Here is an 18,637-nt window from a genome sequence, read left to right as displayed (position 1 = left end):
AGCGTGCCACCCGGCGGTCGGGCGGGCGCCCTCGGGGTGCCGGCGCCGCGGTGTTTCGTGCGTCGCCGGAGGTCCCGCGCGTGCGCGTTCCGGCGGGCGTTCCGATCCGCGGTGGAGGCCTTCTTTCCGGGCGAATGATGACCCCATGACCTTCCTCCTGGGGTTCCTGCTCGCGCTCGTCGCCGCCATCGTCGGCATCACCGCCTTCCTGCTGCGCCGGGAGCGGGCCCGGAGGCTCCACTCGGACGACCTGTCGGGGGTGCTGATCGAGCAGCAGCGGACCGCCGAAGCCGCGTCGATGCGGACGGCCTACACGAGCCGGCACGTCCACGGCGGCCACGGTCTGATGACCGACGAGGTGCACCGGTACGGCTCCTGACCGCTCAGCGGCAGAGGGCGGTGTCCACGACGGCCTCCAGGCGTCGGGTGACGTCGTAGTCGGTCGGGACGGTGGTCACCGCGATGTTGACGGCACGGCCGTCGTCGGTGGCGCCGCCGCGGGTCTCGTACCCGGGGATGTCGCCGCCGTGGCCCCAGTAGACCCCGCCGCAGGAGAGCGGCCTGCTGAGGATCCCCAGCCCGGCGCCCGCACCGGTGTCCCCGATCGGCACGGTGGTGCGCATCTGCGCGAGTTGGGCCTCGGGGAGGAGGCGCCCGGGGACGAGCAGTGCGGTGAAGAAGCGGTTGAGGTCGGAGTCGGTGGAGATCATCTGCCCGGCCGCCCAGGCCGCCGAGGGGTCCATCTCGGTGAAGTCGCCCAGCGGCCCCTCGGCGGAGTCCTTGCGGTAGCCCTCGGGGTGGGGTTCGCGGATGGTCCGGTCGCCGACGGCGGGGAAGTAGGTGTGCCGCAGCCCGAGCTTGCGGACGATGCGCCGGTCGATCTCCTCGGCGAGCGGGCGGCCGGTGACCTTCTGGACGATCAGCCCGGCCAGCACGTAATTGGTGCTGCTGTAGCTGAACTCGGCGCCGGGGGCGAGTTCGGGCTTGTGCTGGAAGGCGAGGTCCAGGAGTTCGCGGGGCTCGAAGTACCGGTGGCGGAGCGAGGCCTCGTCGAGGAGCCCTTCGTACTCGGGCAACCCGCTGGTGTGCTGCAGGAGTTGGCGTACGGTGACGAGCCGCCCGTCGATGCCCTCGCCGTGGACCACACCCGGCAGGTAGGTCTCGACCGTGGCGTCGAGGTCGACCTTCCCCTCCGCGACCAGCTGCAGGACGACGACGGCGGTGAAGGTCTTGGTGTTGCTGCCGATCCGCACCTGTCCGTCGACCGGCACCTTCGCTCCGGTGGCCAGGTTCCCCACCCCCGCGGTGTAGTGCCGGGCCCGGCCGTCCCGGCCCTGTACGGTCGCCAGCGCGGCGGGCACACCGTCCGACCGCACCAGCGCGTCGAGCCCCTGCTGGACGGGGCCCGGCCGGGTGGCGGCCGAGGCCGCGGGGACGGCCAGGACACCTAGGGAGACGGCGACGGCGGTCGAGAGCGCGAGCGCCATGTGGCGGATCCTGCGGGTCTTCCTGCGCATGGGTCAACTCCTCCGGGGTCGTGGGGAGAAGGGCCTCCCTGGTCACGTCCGCCAGTCTGGTCGCACGGTTCGCGGACGACCTCCCCCGATCGAGGGAGCATCCTCGCCCTCGGGCGGGGAGCCCCTGCCACCTCAGGGCCGGGCGGGCCCGCGCAGCGGCAGGGTCCGGCTGTAGACGACGCTGGTGGTGGTGCTGCCGAAGCCGGCCAGCTCGTCCATGAGGGTTTCCAGGTGCTCCATGGACGTCGCCGCGACTTTCAGGGTGTAGCAGTCGTCGCCGGTGGTGCGCAGGCACTCCAGGATCTCCCGGCGTTCGGCGAGCATCCGGCGCAGCGGCTCGTGGCGGTTGCCCGGGTACTTGAGCCGGACGACGGCGAGCACGGGGTAGCCGACCTTGGCCAGGTCCACCGTGGCGTGGTAGCCGGTGATGACGCCCAGCGACTCCAGGTTCCGCACCCGTTCGGTGGTGGCGGAGGGACTGAGGCTGACCCGCCGTCCCAGCTCGCTGAGGGAGATGCGGGCCTCCTGCTGCAGCTGTTCGATGATCGCCCAGTCGGTTTCGTCGAGATTCACGGCCATCACGCGAATCTACCGGGAGAACCACGGGAAACCAGCCCTCACGGCAGGAAGATCCCGTTCCGTTCGCCATGATCACGGGGATAGCCTCGAAGTATGCAATTTGGCGTCAACGTACCGAACTTCGGGCCCGGGACCGATCCCGGCGTGCTGCGGGAGTGGGCCCGGACGGTGGAGGGGATCGGCTTCGACCTCCTCATGCTCTCGGACCACGTGGTCGTGACTCCGGACGTGGCCCAGCGCTACCCGGAGCCGTTCCACGAGCCGTTCACCACGCTGTCCTGGCTGGCCGGGATCACCACCGGCCTGCGGCTGGGCACGACCGTCCTCGTCCTGCCGTACCGGAACCCGCTGCTGGTGGCCCGGATGGCCGGCACCCTCGGCCGGCTCAGCGGCGGCCGGTTCGTCCTCGGCGTGGGGGTCGGCTGGGCCCGCCAGGAATTCGACGCGCTCGGCGTGCCGTTCGGCACGCGCGGCCGGCTGACCGACGAGTACCTGGGCGCGCTGCGGGAGGCCTGGCGCACGGGCGGCGAAGGCGAGCCGTGCGGAGGCGGCGAGCCCAGCGGACTCGGGCCGGTGCCGGTCTGGGTCGGCGGCCACAGCGAGGCGGCGCTGCGGCGGACGGTCCGCTTCGGCGACGCCTGGCACCCCCTGCGGCTCCCGCTCGACCGGATGCGGTCGGTGCTGGCCGAGCACCCGGTGCCCGGGTTCGCGCCCCGCATCGCCCTGCGGCTGACCGACGCACCGGTCGACGGCCCGGAGCGCCCGGCGGGCGTGGGCAGCATCGAGCAAGTCCTGGACGATCTCCACCAGTTGCGCGCCCTCGACGCCGAGACCGTCGTGTTCGACCCCTACCACAGGGATCCCGAGGAGACCCGCCGGCCGCAGACGGCCTGGCAGGACCTCGCCACCGTGGCCACCCATTGGAAGGCAGCAACCTCGTGATCACCGAAGCCGACGAGATCCTCCTGCGCCGCGCCGTCGCCATCGCGGCCCGCGCCGTTGCCCAGGGCGACGCCCCGTACGGCTCCCTGCTGGCCGGCCCGGACGGCGAGATCCTTGCCGAGGCCCGCAACACGGTGCGCCGCGACAAGGACATCACCGCTCATCCGGAGCTGAAGCTGGCCCGCTGGGCGGCCCGCGAGCTCGACCCGGACACGGCCGCGCGCACCACGATGTACACCAGCTGCCAGCCGTGCGGGATGTGCACCGGCGGTCTCGTCCGCTCGGGCATCGGCCGGGTCGTGTACGCGCTGTCGACGGAGCAACTCGTCGCCCTCAACCCGGAGTCGGGGGCCTGGCCGACCGTGACGCAGGAGGGCCCGGCCCTGTACGACGAGGCCCGCCTCGCCATCGAGACGTACTACCACGGGAGTTGAGATGGCACCGGCCAAGTGGTGCTCCTACCGGCCGAGTTGAGCGCCGTTCGGATCCGCGAGGCCGCGCAGCAGCTGCTCGACGCGGCCGGCGGCCAGGGCGGGGGCGAGGGGCCGGTGGTCGACCCCCGGGAGCCCAGCCCCGCCAGGAGCTCAGTCCTGCGCCGGCTCGGCCGTCAGCCGACCCGACGCGCGGGCCAGCAGCCCGATCAGCAGCTCCCGCTCCTCGGGGCTGAACCCGTCGGCGATCCGCCGCTCGATCGCGACGGCCGCCGCATCGGCCCGGGCCAGCAGCAGGCGCCCGTCCTCGGTGAGCAGCACCTCGACCACCTTGCGGTGAAAGGGGTGCGGGCGGCGGGTGACCAGCCCCTTCGCCTCCAGATTGGCGAGCACGGTGGCGATGGTCTGCGGAGTGACCAGGCAGGCGCGGGCGAGCGCGGCGGCGGAGAGCCCCGGCTGGTCTTCGAGCATGTACAGCGCGGCGTACTGCGGCACCGTCAGCCCGAGCGGCCGGAGCGCGGCGTGCTTGGCCGCCATCAGCTCCTGCTCCACCCGCTTGATGTGCAGCCCGAGGCGTTCCGTGACCGGCATCTCCATGGACCGATCGTACGGCACGGGATCGAACCCTGATCAATAACAGGGTTCTGCTACATGACAGAGCTCTGCTATGTTTCAGGCCGTCACTCGGCCCACTCGGCCCACTCGGCACCCCACGCATGGAGGCACCCCCTTGACCTCTCCCGCCCCTTCCCTCCCTTCCGCCCCCTTGGCCGACGCTCCGGCCCGCCCCGAACCGCTCGATCACATCGCCGCCGGCTCCGGCCCCGGCCTGGTCCTGATCCACGGCACCGGCGCCGACGCGAACTCCAACTGGGGGCCGCTCATCGACGTGCTCCGCGACCGCTACACCGTCGTCGCCCCCAACCTGCCCGGCGCCGGCGCCACCCCCGTCGACCCCGCACCGATCGACCTCGATTCCCTCGCCGACCGCATCGTCGCCACCGCCCGGACCGCCGGACTGGAACGCTTCCACCTGGTCGGCCACTCCCTGGGCGCCGCCCTCGCCACCGCCGTGGCCGCCCGGCACCCCGAGGCCGTGACCTCGCTCGCCCTGCACGCCGGATGGGTCCGGACGACCCCGCGCGAAGCCGTCATGTTCGACCTGTGGACACACCTGCTCCGCACCGACCCGGCCCTGCTGGCCCGCCACCTGGTCCTCACCGCGATGGGCCCCGACCTCCTCGACACCCTCGACGAGGGCGGGTTCGCCGACCTGACCGCAGGCTTCACCGCCATGCTGGACGAGCGCATCCTCGGCCAGATCGACCTCGACACCCGCATCGACCTGCGCGAGGCGGTCGGCCGGATCACCGCCCCCACCCTCGTCCTGGCCTGCGCCGACGACCGGATCATCCCGCCCCACCACCAGCGCCAACTGGCCGCCGCCATCCGCCAGGCCGCGTACCTGGAGGTCCCCGGCGGCCACGGCCTGCCCTTCGAGGACCCGGCCCGCTTCTTCTCGCTCATCACCGCGTACGTGGACGAGCGCCAGGCACAAGCCCGGACCTGAACCACACCGGCAGCTCCGTCACACTCCCCCGCCGGGATCCGTCGGTGAAGCAGCACCGACCACCGACGGAAGGACCACCCGATGCTGACCAACCTCATGTACGTGACGATGCCGGTCACCGACCAGGACCGCGCGCTGCGCTTCTACACGGAGCAGCTCGGCCTGGAGAAGCGCATCGACTACCCCGGGCCCGACGGGCGCTTCCTCACCGTGGCCGTCCCCGGCAGCCCGGTGGAGATCATCCTCTGGTCGCAGACCCCGGCCCCCGCACAGCCCGCCGAGTCGAAGCCCGGCACGGCGATCGGCCCGGTCTTCCTCGAATCGGACGACCTGCGGGCGGACTTCGAGGTGCTCCGCGAGCGCGGAGTGACCTTCGACCGGCCCGAGCCGGAGGACTACGGCTTCGGCATCCGCATCGAGGCCCTGGACCCGGACGGCAACCGGATCTCGCTGCGCCAGCGCGCGGACTGGCAGAACGACGAGACCGCCTGACCGGCCGCAGCCCCACCCGCGCGGCCGGGTGCTGTCCGGTGCCGATACGCCACGGCACCGGACAGCACCCGACCGAAGCGCCCCCACCCGAAAAGCACTTGGTCCGAGCTCGCCGTCCGCCCGACAATCGCCGGATGACCGACGACCAGAGCAATGTCCAGCGGCGCCGCGCGGCCCGCCTGTCCTGCCGGCGCTTCCTCTCCGGCGACCGCTTCCTCAGCATCCGCGAGCGCATCGCCCAACTCGCCGCCCTGGACGGTCTGGACACCTTCCCCGACTTCTACGGAACGGACGGCCCGGTCCGGCAGCTGGAGGAACGGACCGCCGCGCTGCTCGGCAAGGAGGACGCCGTCTTCTTCCCCACCGGCACCATGGCGCAGCAGGTCGCCCTCCGCCACCACGCGGAGCTCACCGGCAACCCGGCCGTCGCCCTTCACCCGCTCTGCCACCTCGAACGCCACGAACGCCACGCCTACACCCAGCTCACCGGCCTGCGCGGCCTCTGGCCCACCACCGAGCAGCGTCATCCCACCGCCGACGAACTCCGGGCGCTCGGCGAACCGTTCGGCACCCTCACCGTCGAACTCCCGCTGCGCGACCCCGGCTTCCTCCTCCCCACCTGGGACGAGCTGACCGAACTCGTCGCCGCCGCCCGCGAAACCGGCGCCCGGGTGCACTTCGACGGCGCCCGCCTCTGGAACACCACCGTCCACTTCGACAGGCAGCTCGACGAGATCGCCGCCCTCGCCGACAGCGTCTACGTGTCCTTCTACAAGGACCTGGGCGGCACCAGCGGAGCCGCCCTCGCCGGCGACGCCGCCCTCACCGCCTACGCCCGCACCTGGCGCCACCGCTACGGCGGCCAGCTCTTCCAGCAGTGGCCGGCCGCCCTCGCCGCCCTCCACGGCCTGGACACCGTCCTCCCCCGCATCCCGTCCTACACCCGCCACGCCGCGACCCTCGCCCCCGCCCTGGCCGCACTCCCCGGCGCCCGCCTGGTCCCGGAGGCCCCGGTGACCCACGAGTTCCAACTCTGGCTCCCCCACCCGGCGAAGGCCCTGGACGCCGCCCACCTCGCACTCGCCGAACAGGAGGGCACCTGGTTCGTCGGCCCCTGGCAGGACGCCGCCCCCGGCCTCGCCATGGCCGAGGTCACCCTCGGCGCCCCGGCCCAGTCCTGGACGCCCGCCGAGGTCACCGAAGTGGGCCTGCACTTCCTCGAGTTGGCCGCCAAGGCCTGACCGTCGTGACGACCGCCGGGACGGCATCGCTCCTGCGGAGCCGGCAAACGGTTCGCGACCACACCCCCCTTTGTGTCAGACTGACGATATGAGCGAGATGCACGTGGGGAGCCCTGCCGCCGTCCGCAGCCGCGAGGAGCTGGCCGCGCTGATGGCCGACGGGGTGCACCCGAAGTGGGTGATGTTCTGGGGGCACACCGCGCGCAAGGGCGGCGGCACCCGGCAGGAGTGCCTGAGCCAGTGGTGGCCGGGCGAGTTCACCGTCGACGGGGTGACGTACGGGTCCGCCGAGCACTGGATGATGGCCGGCAAGGCCCGGATGTTCGGGGACACGGCCGTCGAGGAGCAGGTGCTGGCGGCCCGGACGCCGGCCGAGGCGAAGAAGCTGGGGCGGCTGGTCAAGGACTTCGACGACGAGACCTGGACGGCCGGACGGTTCGAGCTGGTCGTGGCGGGCAACGTCGCGAAGTTCGGGCAGGACGAGTCGCTGCGCGCGTACCTGCTGGGCACCGGCAGCCGGGTGCTGGTCGAGGCCAGCCCGGTGGACCGGATCTGGGGCATCGGGCTGGCGGCCGACGACATCCGGGCACAGCGGCCCGCCGAGTGGCGCGGGCTGAACCTGCTGGGCTTCGCGCTGATGGAGGCCCGGGCGCGGCTGGCCGCGTGAGCACGGTCGCCCTCCTGCCGGACGGGACGGCGGCGGCCTCGGCCGTCGCCGTCCTCGCCCCCGGGCCGTACGACGCGGCGACCCTCCTCCGGCGCGCGACCGGCGCACTCCTCGCCACGACCGCCCTCTGCGCGCTCCTTGACACCACTCGGGCACGACTGGTCGTGCGCTCTTAACTCCCCAGCCACATACCGACGCCAGGATGTCCTGCAGTCAGGGTCTGGATGGACAGGTTGGGGCGATCATGCGCATGCGGTCGACGGCACAATCCGCAGGCCAGCAGCTGGAGGGCGAGCAACAGGCCGCCGAACTCCGCACAGAGCTGGACGAGTTACTCCGTGCGAGCCGCTACGCGACTCAACGTGAACGGCGGCTGAACGAGGCGATCAGAGCGACCCCGGGCCGCCAGCGGCCGGACGGGGACCTGCTGCGGCAGCTCGCCCAGGCCCGCATCCTCCGCGAGGGACTGGGCGCCCGCTGCCTCCAACTCAGCGACCAGCTGGAGGCGTTGGAGACCCGCCTCAGACACCGGCACCAGCAGCAGGACCCGCAGGAACCGGCCCGGCTCGGCCCGGAACCGATACCCGAGCCCGCCCCCGAGCCCCCACCCGCACCCGCCCCCGAGCCGCAGCAGTCCCCGCCGCCCCCCGCCCGCCCCGACATCGGCGCCCTCACCGAGCGGATCATCGCCCTCCACCGCAGCGGCGCCCTCCCCGAGGCCGCCGAGCTGCTGGACCAGGCCGCCGCCCGCCTCACCCCCGCCGACGCGGCCCTGCTGGTCGGCATGCTGGCCCGGTACGGGCCGACCGGCGCCTCCCTCCACCTCGCCCGCGCCGCCGCGCGGTCCACCCCCGAGCACGCCGTCGCCGTCCTGGCGGAGCTGCGCGAACTGGGCCTGGCCGAGCAGGCGGCCGAACTGTTCCACGCCTTCTGGGCCTACCCGGCGGCGGCCGTCCCCGGCCTCCTCTCGGCCCTGGAGCGGGCCGGGCAGAACGCCGACGGCGCGACACTGCTCTGGGAGTGGGGTTCGGCGCCGACGCCCGAGCTGACTTCCCTGGCCGCCTGCCTCCAGCAGCACGGCCGGCCCGCCGACGTCCGAACCCTGCTGCGCCAGGCCGCCGGCCGCCCCACGGCCGACCTCGCCGACCTCGCCGCCACCCTGCCGCCCGCGCTCGCCACCGCCCTGCTGCAGGAGCTGGTGGTGCTCCGCCCGCCCGTCGAACTCGTGCGCCTGGCAGCCACCTTGGACTCCGCCGGCAGCCGGGAGCTGTACGGGCAGCTGCTCGGCGGCCTGCTCGCCGACGAGGCCCGCCACCGCACCACCCTCGCCGCCCTGCGCGCGGCCGGCCTGCCGACGGCGCCGCCCGCCGCACCCCGCTCCCGCTGGGGACGGCGCTGAAGCGGGCCCCCGCACCACAGCAGGGAGCCCCCGTCCGCCCCGGACAGGGCGGACGGGGGCTCCCCGACGAGAACCGGTCTCAGCGGAGGACCGGACTCAGCAGCCGATCACTCAACAGCCGATCACTCAGCAGCGGATCACTCAGCAGCCGATCAGGCGCGCCGCGAGGTACGCCTTGACCTGGTCCAGCGACACCCGCTCCTGCGACATGGTGTCGCGGTCGCGGACGGTCACCGCGTTGTCCTCAAGGGTGTCGAAGTCGACCGTGACGCAGAACGGCGTGCCGATCTCGTCCTGGCGGCGGTAGCGCTTGCCGATGGCGCCGGCGTCGTCGAACTCGACGTTCCACGCGGTGCGCAGGTCGGCGGCGAGGCCGCGGGCCTTCGGGGAGAGGTCGGCGTTGCGCGACAGCGGCAGGACGGCGACCTTGACCGGGGCCAGGCGCGGGTCGAGCCGCATGCCGACGCGCTTCTCCATGACGCCCTTGGCGTTGGGCGCCTCGTCCTCGAAGTAGGCGTCGATCAGGAAGGCCAGCATGGCGCGGTTGAGGCCGGCCGCCGGCTCGATGACGTACGGGAAGTAGCGCTCGCCGGACTCCTGGTCGAAGTACTTCAGGTCCTGGCCGGAGGCCTCGCTGTGCACCCGCAGGTCGTAGTCGGTGCGGTTGGCGACGCCCTCCAGCTCGGAGAACTCGCTGCCACCGAAGTTGAAGCGGTACTCGATGTCCACCGTGCGCTTGGCGTAGTGGGAGAGCTTCTCCTTCGGGTGCTCGAAGAAGCGCATGTTCTCGGTGCGCAGGCCGAGGCCGACGTACCAGTCCCAGCGCTGCTGGAGCCAGTACTCGTGCCACTGCTCGTCCTCGCCGGGCTTGACGAAGAACTCCATCTCCATCTGCTCGAACTCGCGGGTCCGGAAGATGAAGTTGCCGGGGGTGATCTCGTTGCGGAAGCTCTTGCCGGTCTGGGCGATGCCGAACGGCGGCTTCTTGCGCGAAGTGGTCTGGACGGCCTTGAAGTTGGTGAAGATGCCCTGGGCGGTCTCGGGGCGCAGGAAGGCCAGGCCGCTGGCCTCCTCGGTGACGCCGAGGTGGGTCTTCAGCATGCCCGAGAAGTCCTTGGGCTCGGTGAACTGGCCCTTGGTGCCGCAGTCGGGGCAGTTGACGTCCTTGAGGCCGTTCGGCGGCGGGAAGCCGTGCTTGGCCTCGTACTTCTCCTCCAGGTGGTCGGCCCGGTGGCGCTTGTGGCAGGAGAGGCACTCGGTCAGCGGGTCGTTGAAGGTGGCGACGTGGCCGGAGGCCTCCCAGACCTCGCGGGCGAGGATGACCGACGAGTCGAGTCCGACGACGTCCTCACGCGCCTGCACCATCGCGCGCCACCACTGGCGCTTGATGTTCTCCTTGAGCTCGACACCCAGCGGCCCGTAGTCCCAGGCGGCACGCGTGCCGCCGTAGATCTCGCTGCAGGGGTAGACGAAGCCACGGCGCTTGCTCAGGCTGACGATCGTGTCGATCTTGTCGGCGGCCACAGTGCTCTCTTCAGTACGTACGGCACGGTCAGGGCACGGCTGGTTGCGCGTACCCGAATACCTCAGGTTACCGGCCATACGGGTACGTGATTCAAATCGGTATCGTCCGGCCGCCCCCACCCACCGTCACCCGGCGTTCACCCATTCGAGTGAGTTGACAATCATTTCCATGTGAGATGAGAATGATTGTCATGATGATCGGACTGCCTCGCCGGACCCGCACCTCCATAGCCCTCGCCGCCACTGCCCTCACCGCCTCCCTCGCCCTCACCGCCTGCGGAGGCAGCAGCAGCGCCGACAGCGGGAACGGCCGGCTGAAGGTCGTCGCCTCCTTCTACCCGATGGAGTTCCTGGCCCAGCAGATCGGCAGGGAGCACGTCGCTGTCACCGACCTCACCGCCGCCGGCGTCGAGCCGCACGACCTGGAGCTCACCGCCAAGCAGGTCGGCACCGTCCAGAAGGCCGACGCGATCCTCTACCTCAAGGGCCTGCAGCCCACCGTCGACCAGGCCGTCGCGCAGTCCGCCGGCAAGCACAAGATCGACGCCACCGCCGCCAGCCCGCTGGTCGACCACCACCTCGACGAGGGCACCGAGGAGGGCGACGGCCACACCGCCGACGGCCACCCGCACGAGGGCCCGGCCGGCGACCCGCACATCTGGCTCGACCCGACCCGCTACGCGGCGATCGCCAAGAGCGTCGGCGACGAGTTCGCCAAGGCCGACCCGGCCCACGCCGAGGACTACCGCAAGAACACCGACGAGCTCGTCACCAAGCTCACCGCGCTCGACCAGGAGTTCCGGACCGGGCTGCAGGACACCAGGACCAAGACCTTCGTCACCAGCCACGCCGCCTTCGGCTACCTCGCCGACCACTACGGCCTCACCCAGGTCGCCATCAACGGCGTCGACCCGGAGTCCGAGCCCACGCCGGCCCGCCTCGCCGCCGTGCAGAAGGCCGCCAAGGACAACGGCGTCACCACGGTCTTCTTCGAGACCCTGGCCAGCCCCAAGCTCGCCGACACCGTCGCCAAGGACCTCGGCCTCAAGACGGCGGTCCTGGACCCGCTGGAGGGCGTCAAGGACCCGTCCAAGGACGACTACCTCACCGTCATGAAGCAGAACCTGGCCAACCTCAAGGCCGCCCTCGGCGACCCGGCCGCGGCCGGCACCCCCGCCGGAACGGGCACCGCCCCCGCCGGAGCCACCACCCCGGCCGGAACCGCCACCCCTGCCGCGACCAGCTGACGGGACGGAACACCATGACCCACCCGATACCTCCGGCCGTCCGCCTCCGTGACGCCGTCGCCTCCCGCGGCGGCCGGTCGGTGCTGCGCGGCGTCGACCTCACCGTCCGACCCGGCGAGGTCGTCGCCCTGCTGGGCGCCAACGGCTCCGGCAAGTCGACCACCGTCAAGGCCGTGATCGGCTCCGTGCCGCTGGAGCAGGGCGGCCTGGAACTGTTCGGCGTCCCGTACGGCTCCTTCCGCGCCTGGCACCGGATCGGGTACGTCCCGCAGCGCACCACCGCCGCCTCCGGCGTCCCGGCAACCGTGCGCGAGGTGGTCTCCACCGGGCGGCTGCCGCAGCACCGGCTGCTGCCGTTCCGCCGCAAGGACCGCGAGGCGGTGGACCGCGCGCTGGCCGCCGTCGGCATGCTGGACCGGGCCGGGGACGGCGTCGCCGACCTGTCCGGCGGCCAGCAGCAGCGGGTGCTGATCGCCCGCGCCCTGGTCGGCACCCCCGACCTGCTGATCATGGACGAGCCGATGGCCGGGGTGGACGCCGCCAGCCAGCAGGTGCTCGCCGACACCCTGCGCGCCGAGGTCGGCCGCGGCGCCGCCGTCCTCCTCGTACTGCACGAACTCGGGCCGCTGGAACCGCTGATCGACCGCGCCGTGGTGCTGCGGGACGGCTGCGTCGCCCACGACGGCCCGCCCGTGCCCAACACCGGCCTGCACGCGCTGCCCGGCCACGACCACGTCCACCCGCACGCCGACCTGACCCCGCCGAGGCTGCTCGCATGACCGAGATGCTGTCCTACGACTTCATGCAGCGTGCCCTGCTCGCCGCCGTCCTGGTCGGGATCACCGCCCCGGCCGTCGGCATCTACCTGGTGCAGCGCCGGCAGGCCCTGATGGGCGACGGCATGGGCCACGTCGCGATGACCGGCGTCGGCCTCGGCTTCATCTTCCAGACCAGCCCGGTCTGGATGGCCGTGCTGGTCTGCGTGCTCGGCGCCGTCACCATGGAGCTGGTCCGCTCGCGCGGGAACCAGCGCGGCGACATCGCCCTGGCGATGCTCTTCTACGGCGGCATGGCCTGCGGCAAGCTGCTCGTCTCGCTCTCCGCCGCGGCCGGCGCCGGCTCGCTGGAGAGCTACCTGTGGGGCTCCATCCTCACCGTCTCCCCCGGCGACCTGGCCGCCATCGCGGTGCTCGGCGCGGTGGTCATCGCGGTCACCGTCGGACTGCGCCGCCAGCTGTTCGCGATCTGCCAGGACGAGGACTTCGCCCGGGTCACCGGCCTGCCGGTACGCACCCTCAACCTGCTGCTCGCGGTGATGGCCGCGGTCACCGTCACCGTCGCCATGCGGGTGGTCGGGCTGCTGCTGGTCAGCGCCCTGATGGTGGTCCCGGTCGTCGCCGCCCAGCAGCTCACCCGCTCCTTCGCCGCCACCCAGGCCGCCTCGATCGCGCTCGGCGTGGTCGTCTCGCTGGCCGGGGTCACCGGCTCGTACCACCTCGACGTGCCCTCCGGCCCGGCCATCGTGCTGCTCGCCATCGCGGTGTTCGCGGTGTTCAGCCTGATCGCCGCACCGCTCGCCCGGCGCCGGCACCGCGCCGACGGCGAACCGGGGCCCGGAGTCTGCGACGTCGAGATCCCGGTCCCGTCGCCGGAGCCGGCCTCCTCCGACGCGACCACCCTTGAGCGGAGGGGCGGGCTGGCACAATGATGTGCGAGACGTCCACGACCTCAGGAGGACCCACGGTGACCACCGCAGGCCCGTCGCCGCGCGCACGATCGACCCGGCAGCGTGCCGCCGTCTCGGCTGCCCTGGACGAGATCGCGGACTTCCGCAGTGCGCAGGAGCTCCACGACCTGCTCAAGCACCGCGGGGACTCCGTCGGTCTGACCACGGTCTACCGCACCCTGCAGTCGCTCGCGGACGCCGGTGAGGTGGACGTGCTGCGCACCGCGGACGGCGAGGCGGTCTACCGCCGGTGCAGCAGCGGGCACCACCACCACCTGGTCTGCCGGCACTGCGGCGCCACCGTCGAGGTGGAGGGCCCGGCGGTGGAGCGCTGGGCCAACTCGGTCGCCGCCGAACACGGTTTCAGCGACATCGCGCACACGCTGGAGATCTTCGGCACCTGCGCGGAGTGCGCCAAGAAGGGCTGAGGCCCGTACGACGATGAAGGACCCGCCGGGATCACCCGGCGGGTCCTTCATCGTCGTCCCGCATGCGTCCCGACGTCGTCCCGAATGCCGACCGGCCTCAGCGCTGGGACGGCACCGACGCGGGGACCTCGTTCGGGATCGCCCCGCCGAAGCGCCGGTCGCGCATCGCGTACTGCTCGCAGGCCCGCCACAGGTCCCGGCGGTCGAAGTCCGGCCAGAGCACGTCCTGGAACACGAACTCGGCGTAAGCCGACTGCCAGAGCAGGAAGTTGGAGGTGCGCTGCTCGCCGCTGGGACGCAGGAAGAGGTCCACGTCCGGCATGTCCGGGTGGTACATGTACCGGGACAGGGTCTTCTCGTTGACCTTCTTCGGGTCCAGCTTCCCGGCCGCGACGTCCCGCGCGATCGCCTGCGCCGCGTCCGCCAGCTCGGCCCGGCCACCGTAGTTGACGCACATGTAGAGCGTGACGGCGTCGTTGCCCTTGGTCTGCTCCTCGGCGACCTGCAGCTCCTGGACGACGCTCTTCCACAGCTTGGGCATCCGGCCGGCCCAGCGGATCCGCACGCCCATCGCGTCCATCTCGTCGCGGCGGCGGGCGATGACGTCCCGGTTGAAGTTCATCAGGAACTTCACCTCGTCGGGCGAGCGCTTCCAGTTCTCGGTGGAGAACGCGTACAGCGAGATGTTCTTGACCCCGAGCTCGATGGCGCCCCTGAGGACGTCCAGCACCACGGACTCGCCGACCTTGTGGCCCTCGGTGCGGGGCAGCCCGCGCTCCTTGGCCCAGCGGCCGTTGCCGTCCATCACGATGGCGACGTGTTCGGGCACCAGCTCACCGGGGATCTTCGGGGGCTGTGCGCCACTGGGGTGCGGGGTCGGGGGGACGTACGACCTCTGCTTGCCGCCGCCGAAGAGCCGTCGCGCTGCCATGTGCTCACTTCTCCACGTATCTCATCGAGCGGATGCCCCGCTCCAGGTGCCACTGCAGATAGGCCGCGACCAGGCCGCTGCCCTCCCGCCAGTACCGCGGCTCGCAGGTGTCGGCCGTCTGCCAGTCCCCTGACAGCAGCGCCCCGAGCAGTACCAGTGTCTCAGGGGAGGGTACGGCACATCCGGGCACTCGGCAGTCTGCGCAGAGCACCCCGCCTGCGGGGAGTGAGAAGAAACGGTTCGGCCCCTCCAGGCCGCACTTGGCGCAGTCGGTGAAGCTCGCGCCGTACCCGTTCACCGCGAGCGAGCGCAGCAGGAAGGCGTCCAGCACCAGGTGCGACTCGTGCAGCCCGGCCGCCAGCGTGCGCAGCCCGCCCACCAGCAACAGGTACTGCTGGACGGCGGGCTCGCCCTCGTTCTCGGCGAAGCGCTCGGCCGTCTCCAGCATCGCGGTGCCGGCGGTGTAGCGGCCGTAGTCGGTGACGATCGAACCGCCGTACGGCGCGATGGTCTCCACCTGGGTGCACAGCGGCAACCCGCGGCCGACCAGCTCACTCCCGCGGCTGAAGAACTGCACGTCCACGTGCGAGAACGGCTCCAGGCGGGCACCGAACTTGGACTTGGTCTTCCGCACCCCGCGCGCCACCGCCCGCACCTTGCCGTGCTGGCGGGTCAGCAGGGTGATGATCCGATCGGCCTCGCCGAGCTTCTGCGCCCGCAACACGACGCCGTCGTCCCGGAAAAGACTCATGCCGACCATTCTCCCCCAGCCGCGGACAGCCGCGGACAGCCGTGTTGCCCGCACCGGGGCCGTGGGGGAGGACCACAGCGGTGCGGGTCACGGCGGGCCCGGAGGGGGTCGGGCCCGTTTTGTGGGGGCGGGGAATGGCCTCTACGGAGTGGGGGGGACGAACAGTGTGGTCCGGAGGAGCCCGGAGCCCGGCCTACTTGTACGGAGCCCGGGTCGCCGCCTCCAGCAGCGCCTGGACCCGCGCCTGCGGCAGGTCCAGGCAGCGCCCGACCGCGGCCAGCGCCTCGCGCTCCTGCGGCAGGTAGCGCCCGTCGGCCAGTGCGATCGCCGCGCCCTGCAGCAGCAGCCGTTCGCGGCCCTGGTGGGCCAGGTTGGGGGTGAGCGGTTCGAGCACCGCGTGCAGTTCGACGGCGAGGCCCCCGGCCTCCCCCAGCCGTTGGCCGGCAGGTGCCCCCAGGTCGTGGGCGTCGTGGAGTTCGCCGCCGAGCCCGGAGAGCGCGGCGAGCGCGGCCAGCACCTGGGCCTCGCCGCAGTCCTCGAACCCGGCCTCGCGCACGGCCGCGCAGGCCGCCTCGCGGGCCGCCCGGTGGGCGGTTCCGCCGGCCGCGAGCAGGGCCAGCGCGATGGTGTACTGGGCGTCCCGCAGCATCGCGCCGAGGCGCACGCAGGTCGGCTGGTCCAGGCTCTCGACGCCGTACCGGCCGTGGCAGCTGGTGCACTGCACGCTGCCGATCACCGGTCCGAGCGGGAGCACCGGGGTCCCGAGCAACCGCAGCCACCGCCGGCCGTGCTGCCGGCGGTAGTTGCGGTCCCCGCCGCAGCCCGGGCAGAAGAAGTCACCGAGAACGTCAGTCCGCCACCGCGGGCGAACACCCCACAACCTGGTCACGGCGCCACTCCCCAGACATGGCAGGCGGCCTGCTCGACGATGGGCAGGTCACGCGACCGGACACCGAGCCGTCCCACCGACCCGGCTTGCCGGTGGATCGATGTTGCCATGGTTACCGGCACGTGTCAGTACCTCGAACGGCTTCCGATCCCAAAAAATGTGGCGCAGGACACAGCGCCCCGGCCGGGGTGCCGGGGCACGGCGAAGGGCCGCCCCGGAGGACGGCCCCGCCGCATGCCACTCGTACGAACTACCCGCGCTGCGACCGGTTGACGGCGCTGATCATCGCCTTCAGCGAGGCCAGCACGGTGTTGCCGTCGATGCCCACGCCCCACAGCACCTTGCCGTCCACCGCGCACTCGACGTACGCGGCGGCCTGGGCGTCGCCGCCCTCGCTCAGCGCGTGCTCGGCGTAGTCCAGGACGCGCACGTCCACGCCGATCCGGGCCAGCGCGTCCGCGAAGGCCGAGACCGGGCCGTTGCCGGTACCGGTCAGGGTCACCGGCTCGCCGCCCACCACGGCCTCGGCGGTCAGTGCGTCCCGGCCGTCCTCGGTGGTCAGGGTGCGCGAGCCGGTCAGCGAGATCCGGCCCCACGGGTTGGCGGTGGTCGGCAGGTACTCGTCCTCGAAGACCGCCCAGATGTCGGCCGGGGTGACCTCGCCGCCCTCGGCGTCGGTCTTGGCCTGGATGATGCGGGAGAACTCGATCTGCATCCGGCGCGGCAGGTCCAGCTTGTGGTCGTTCTTCAGCACGTACGCCACGCCGCCCTTGCCGGACTGGCTGTTGACCCGGATGACCGCCTCGTAGGTGCGGCCGACGTCCTTCGGGTCGATCGGCAGGTACGGCACGCCCCAGGTGTGCTCGTCCACCGGGACGCCCGCCGCCTTGGCGTCCGCCTCCAGGGCGTCGAAGCCCTTCTTGATGGCGTCCTGGTGGGAGCCGGAGAAGGAGGTGTACACCAGGTCGCCGGCGTACGGGTGGCGCGGGTGCACCTCCATCTGGTTGCAGTACTCGGCGGTGCGGCGCACCTCGTCGATGTCGGAGAAGTCGATCTGCGGGTCGATGCCCTGCGAGAACAGGTTCATCCCCAGCGTCACCAGGTCGACGTTTCCGGTTCGCTCGCCCTGCCCGAACAGACACCCCTCGATACGGTCGGCACCCGCCATGTAGGCCAGTTCGGCAGAGGCGACGGCGGTGCCGCGGTCGTTGTGCGGGTGCACCGACAGGCAGACGAACTCGCGGCGCGACAGGTGGCGCGACATCCACTCGAACTGGTCGGCCTGGACGTTCGGGGTGGCCCGCTCGATGGTGGCCGGCAGGTTCAGGATGATCTCGCGGCCCTCGCCCGGCTGCCAGACGTCCATGACCGCCTCGCAGACCTCCAGCGCGAAGTCCAGCTCGGTGTCGACGAAGATCTCCGGCGAGTACTGGTAGCCGAAGACGGTGTCGTCGCCCAGCAGCTTCTCGGCGTACTCCATCACCAGCCGGGTGCCGTCGGTGGCGATCGCCTTGGTGGCGGCCATGTCGTTGCGGAACACCACCCGGCGGAACAGCGGCGCGGTCGCGTTGTACAGGTGGACGGTCGCGCGCGGGGCGCCGACCAGCGACTCGACGGTCTTCTCGATCAGCTCCTCGCGGGCCTGCGTCAGGACCGAGATGGTGACGTCCTCGGGGATCGCCCCCTCCTCGATCAGCGACCGTACGAAGGCGTGGTCGGTGGCGCCGGAGGAGGGGAAGCCGACCTCGATCTCCTTGTAGCCCATCGAGACCAGCAGGTCGAACATCTTGCGCTTGCGGGCCGGGGACATCGGGTCGATCAGCGCCTGGTTGCCGTCGCGCAGGTCGGTGGAGAGCCAGCGCGGCGCCTTGCTGATCACCTTGCTCGGCCAGGTGCGGTCCGGCAGGTCCACGGTGCCGAACGGCAGGTAGCGCCCGTGCCGCATGCCGGAGGGCTGCTGGCGCACGGAGGCGGCGGTGATCGGGGTGGGCCGGTCGACGAAGGCGCGGGCGGCGGGGACGGACGCGGCGGAGGTCTGCTCGGTCATGGAGGTGACTCTCGGCTTCCTGTGGATGCGTGGTGCGGGCTGGTCGGGAGGGATGGACACCGACTGGCCGGCCTCTGCTGCCGCTCACGGACCGCGATCGGACCGCCGGTTGCGCGCACAGCTCGTTCCCCGCGGCGAGGGAGCCGGCCCCAGTGGACTACAGGCCCTCGACGCGGCAGCTAAGAAGAAGCAGCCCGTTGCGCATGATGCCCCAGCGTAACCCAGCACCGCGCGCCCCCGAAGTGATCCGGGCTTC

Annotated in this window: 21 protein-coding genes; 13 read left to right on the top strand and 8 right to left on the bottom strand. The window is 72.1% G+C overall.

Annotated elements, in window-relative coordinates; all coding sequences use genetic code 11:
• Positions 1 to 145 precede the first annotated feature (145 nt).
• Positions 146 to 379 carry a hypothetical protein gene (locus CRP52_RS22425; protein ID WP_097238017.1) on the top strand — a complete coding sequence of 78 codons (234 nt, stop codon included), beginning with the start codon at positions 146 to 148 and terminating at the stop codon, positions 377 to 379.
• Between the two features lie 4 nt (positions 380 to 383).
• On the opposite strand, the gene CRP52_RS22420 is transcribed toward CRP52_RS22425, so the two are convergent.
• Positions 384 to 1,517, bottom strand: a complete 1,134-nt coding sequence (locus CRP52_RS22420) for a serine hydrolase domain-containing protein (protein WP_373560511.1) — start codon at positions 1,515 to 1,517, stop codon at positions 384 to 386.
• A gap of 132 nt (positions 1,518 to 1,649) precedes the next feature.
• Positions 1,650 to 2,096: an Lrp/AsnC family transcriptional regulator gene (locus tag CRP52_RS22415; RefSeq protein ID WP_097238015.1), complete on the bottom strand. Its 447-nt coding sequence runs from the start codon at positions 2,094 to 2,096 to the stop codon at positions 1,650 to 1,652.
• A 93-nt stretch (positions 2,097 to 2,189) separates the two neighbouring features.
• On the opposite strand from CRP52_RS22415, the gene CRP52_RS22410 reads away from it, so the two are divergent.
• Together CRP52_RS22410 and CRP52_RS22405 are read left to right on the top strand one after the other, a co-directional pair.
• Positions 2,190 to 3,038, top strand: coding sequence for an LLM class flavin-dependent oxidoreductase (locus CRP52_RS22410; protein ID WP_097238014.1), 849 nt, complete (start codon positions 2,190 to 2,192; stop codon positions 3,036 to 3,038).
• On the top strand, positions 3,035 to 3,472 hold the full coding sequence (locus CRP52_RS22405; protein WP_097238013.1) for a nucleoside deaminase: 438 nt from the start codon (positions 3,035 to 3,037) through the stop codon (positions 3,470 to 3,472). Before CRP52_RS22410 ends, CRP52_RS22405 begins: the two co-directional genes overlap by 4 nt.
• A gap of 150 nt (positions 3,473 to 3,622) precedes the next feature.
• Here CRP52_RS22405 and CRP52_RS22400 read toward each other — a convergent pair whose 3' ends face one another.
• Complete coding sequence (locus CRP52_RS22400) at positions 3,623 to 4,066, bottom strand: MarR family winged helix-turn-helix transcriptional regulator (RefSeq protein ID WP_257032804.1); 444 nt, start codon at positions 4,064 to 4,066, stop codon at positions 3,623 to 3,625.
• Positions 4,067 to 4,235: 169 nt separating this feature from the next.
• Here CRP52_RS22400 and CRP52_RS22395 point away from each other — a divergent pair, with 169 nt between their 5' ends.
• From CRP52_RS22395 to CRP52_RS22370, 6 genes are all read left to right on the top strand, one after another.
• Positions 4,236 to 5,039, top strand: a complete 804-nt coding sequence (locus tag CRP52_RS22395; protein WP_257032803.1) for an alpha/beta fold hydrolase — start codon at positions 4,236 to 4,238, stop codon at positions 5,037 to 5,039.
• 81 nt (positions 5,040 to 5,120) lie between these two features.
• Positions 5,121 to 5,531, top strand: a complete 411-nt coding sequence (locus CRP52_RS22390; protein ID WP_097238011.1) for a VOC family protein — start codon at positions 5,121 to 5,123, stop codon at positions 5,529 to 5,531.
• A gap of 134 nt (positions 5,532 to 5,665) precedes the next feature.
• Entirely contained in the window at positions 5,666 to 6,772 is a 1,107-nt protein-coding gene (locus tag CRP52_RS22385; protein ID WP_097238010.1) for a threonine aldolase family protein, read from the top strand.
• A gap of 88 nt (positions 6,773 to 6,860) precedes the next feature.
• The gene (locus CRP52_RS22380) at positions 6,861 to 7,439 is read left to right on the top strand and encodes an NADAR family protein (protein ID WP_097238009.1); all 579 of its coding nucleotides are present in this window, start codon (positions 6,861 to 6,863) and stop codon (positions 7,437 to 7,439) included.
• Positions 7,436 to 7,615, top strand: a complete 180-nt coding sequence (locus tag CRP52_RS22375; protein ID WP_097238008.1) for a hypothetical protein — start codon at positions 7,436 to 7,438, stop codon at positions 7,613 to 7,615. The genes CRP52_RS22380 and CRP52_RS22375 overlap by 4 nt, the downstream gene beginning before the upstream one ends.
• 68 nt (positions 7,616 to 7,683) lie before the next feature.
• The gene (locus CRP52_RS22370; RefSeq protein WP_097238007.1) at positions 7,684 to 8,838 is read left to right on the top strand and encodes a hypothetical protein; all 1,155 of its coding nucleotides are present in this window, start codon (positions 7,684 to 7,686) and stop codon (positions 8,836 to 8,838) included.
• A gap of 141 nt (positions 8,839 to 8,979) precedes the next feature.
• Here CRP52_RS22370 and CRP52_RS22365 read toward each other — a convergent pair whose 3' ends face one another.
• Positions 8,980 to 10,362, bottom strand: coding sequence for a glycine--tRNA ligase (locus CRP52_RS22365; RefSeq protein ID WP_030061233.1), 1,383 nt, complete (start codon positions 10,360 to 10,362; stop codon positions 8,980 to 8,982).
• Between the two features lie 191 nt (positions 10,363 to 10,553).
• Here CRP52_RS22365 and CRP52_RS22360 point away from each other — a divergent pair, with 191 nt between their 5' ends.
• The 4 genes from CRP52_RS22360 to CRP52_RS22345 are packed head-to-tail and all read left to right on the top strand — an operon-like array spanning position 10,554 to position 13,763.
• A complete protein-coding gene (locus CRP52_RS22360; protein WP_097238006.1) occupies positions 10,554 to 11,609 on the top strand; it encodes a metal ABC transporter substrate-binding protein in 1,056 nt (351 codons plus the stop codon).
• A gap of 14 nt (positions 11,610 to 11,623) precedes the next feature.
• On the top strand, positions 11,624 to 12,388 hold the full coding sequence (locus CRP52_RS22355) for a metal ABC transporter ATP-binding protein (RefSeq protein ID WP_097238005.1): 765 nt from the start codon (positions 11,624 to 11,626) through the stop codon (positions 12,386 to 12,388).
• Positions 12,385 to 13,317, top strand: coding sequence for a metal ABC transporter permease (locus CRP52_RS22350; protein WP_179852887.1), 933 nt, complete (start codon positions 12,385 to 12,387; stop codon positions 13,315 to 13,317). The genes CRP52_RS22355 and CRP52_RS22350 overlap by 4 nt, the downstream gene beginning before the upstream one ends.
• A gap of 35 nt (positions 13,318 to 13,352) precedes the next feature.
• Positions 13,353 to 13,763 (top strand): Fur family transcriptional regulator, encoded by a 411-nt coding sequence (locus CRP52_RS22345; protein WP_097238004.1) that lies wholly within the window; start codon positions 13,353 to 13,355, stop codon positions 13,761 to 13,763.
• Between the two features lie 97 nt (positions 13,764 to 13,860).
• Here the strand turns inward: CRP52_RS22345 and CRP52_RS22340 are convergent, their stop codons facing one another.
• The 4 genes from CRP52_RS22340 to leuA form a co-directional block, all read right to left on the bottom strand.
• Positions 13,861 to 14,694, bottom strand: coding sequence for an isoprenyl transferase (locus CRP52_RS22340; RefSeq protein WP_097238003.1), 834 nt, complete (start codon positions 14,692 to 14,694; stop codon positions 13,861 to 13,863).
• A gap of 4 nt (positions 14,695 to 14,698) precedes the next feature.
• Positions 14,699 to 15,445, bottom strand: coding sequence for a DNA repair protein RecO (recO, locus tag CRP52_RS22335; protein WP_030061246.1), 747 nt, complete (start codon positions 15,443 to 15,445; stop codon positions 14,699 to 14,701).
• Between the two features lie 193 nt (positions 15,446 to 15,638).
• Positions 15,639 to 16,334, bottom strand: a complete 696-nt coding sequence (locus tag CRP52_RS22330) for a TerB family tellurite resistance protein (protein ID WP_097238002.1) — start codon at positions 16,332 to 16,334, stop codon at positions 15,639 to 15,641.
• Positions 16,335 to 16,584: 250 nt separating this feature from the next.
• Complete coding sequence (gene leuA / locus CRP52_RS22325; RefSeq protein WP_097238001.1) at positions 16,585 to 18,381, bottom strand: 2-isopropylmalate synthase; 1,797 nt, start codon at positions 18,379 to 18,381, stop codon at positions 16,585 to 16,587.
• Between the last annotated feature and the right edge of the window lie 256 nt (positions 18,382 to 18,637).

Origin of the sequence: Streptomyces sp. 1331.2, from assembly GCF_900199205.1 — a bacterium.
GTDB lineage: Bacteria > Actinomycetota > Actinomycetes > Streptomycetales > Streptomycetaceae > Kitasatospora.
The sequence above is the reverse complement of the archived record's forward strand: the minus strand, read 5'-3'. Positions and strand labels throughout refer to the sequence as shown.

Excerpts from the sequence above, each read along its gene's own strand:
- CRP52_RS22410 (WP_097238014.1), top strand. The coding sequence starts at position 2,190 with ATGCAATTTGGCGTCAACGTACCGAACTTCGGGCCCGGGACCGATCCC.
- CRP52_RS22340 (WP_097238003.1), bottom strand. The coding sequence starts at position 14,694 with ATGGCAGCGCGACGGCTCTTCGGCGGCGGCAAGCAGAGGTCGTACGTC.
- CRP52_RS22350 (WP_179852887.1), top strand. The coding sequence starts at position 12,385 with ATGACCGAGATGCTGTCCTACGACTTCATGCAGCGTGCCCTGCTCGCC.
- recO (WP_030061246.1), bottom strand. The coding sequence starts at position 15,445 with ATGAGTCTTTTCCGGGACGACGGCGTCGTGTTGCGGGCGCAGAAGCTC.
- leuA (WP_097238001.1), bottom strand. The coding sequence starts at position 18,381 with ATGACCGAGCAGACCTCCGCCGCGTCCGTCCCCGCCGCCCGCGCCTTC.
- CRP52_RS22425 (WP_097238017.1), top strand. The coding sequence starts at position 146 with ATGACCTTCCTCCTGGGGTTCCTGCTCGCGCTCGTCGCCGCCATCGTC.
- CRP52_RS22370 (WP_097238007.1), top strand. The coding sequence starts at position 7,684 with ATGCGCATGCGGTCGACGGCACAATCCGCAGGCCAGCAGCTGGAGGGC.
- CRP52_RS22400 (WP_257032804.1), bottom strand. The coding sequence starts at position 4,066 with ATGGAGATGCCGGTCACGGAACGCCTCGGGCTGCACATCAAGCGGGTG.
- CRP52_RS22360 (WP_097238006.1), top strand. The coding sequence starts at position 10,554 with ATGATGATCGGACTGCCTCGCCGGACCCGCACCTCCATAGCCCTCGCC.
- CRP52_RS22420 (WP_373560511.1), bottom strand. The coding sequence starts at position 1,517 with ATGCGCAGGAAGACCCGCAGGATCCGCCACATGGCGCTCGCGCTCTCG.
- CRP52_RS22415 (WP_097238015.1), bottom strand. The coding sequence starts at position 2,096 with ATGGCCGTGAATCTCGACGAAACCGACTGGGCGATCATCGAACAGCTG.
- CRP52_RS22385 (WP_097238010.1), top strand. The coding sequence starts at position 5,666 with ATGACCGACGACCAGAGCAATGTCCAGCGGCGCCGCGCGGCCCGCCTG.
- CRP52_RS22390 (WP_097238011.1), top strand. The coding sequence starts at position 5,121 with ATGCTGACCAACCTCATGTACGTGACGATGCCGGTCACCGACCAGGAC.
- CRP52_RS22355 (WP_097238005.1), top strand. The coding sequence starts at position 11,624 with ATGACCCACCCGATACCTCCGGCCGTCCGCCTCCGTGACGCCGTCGCC.
- CRP52_RS22380 (WP_097238009.1), top strand. The coding sequence starts at position 6,861 with ATGAGCGAGATGCACGTGGGGAGCCCTGCCGCCGTCCGCAGCCGCGAG.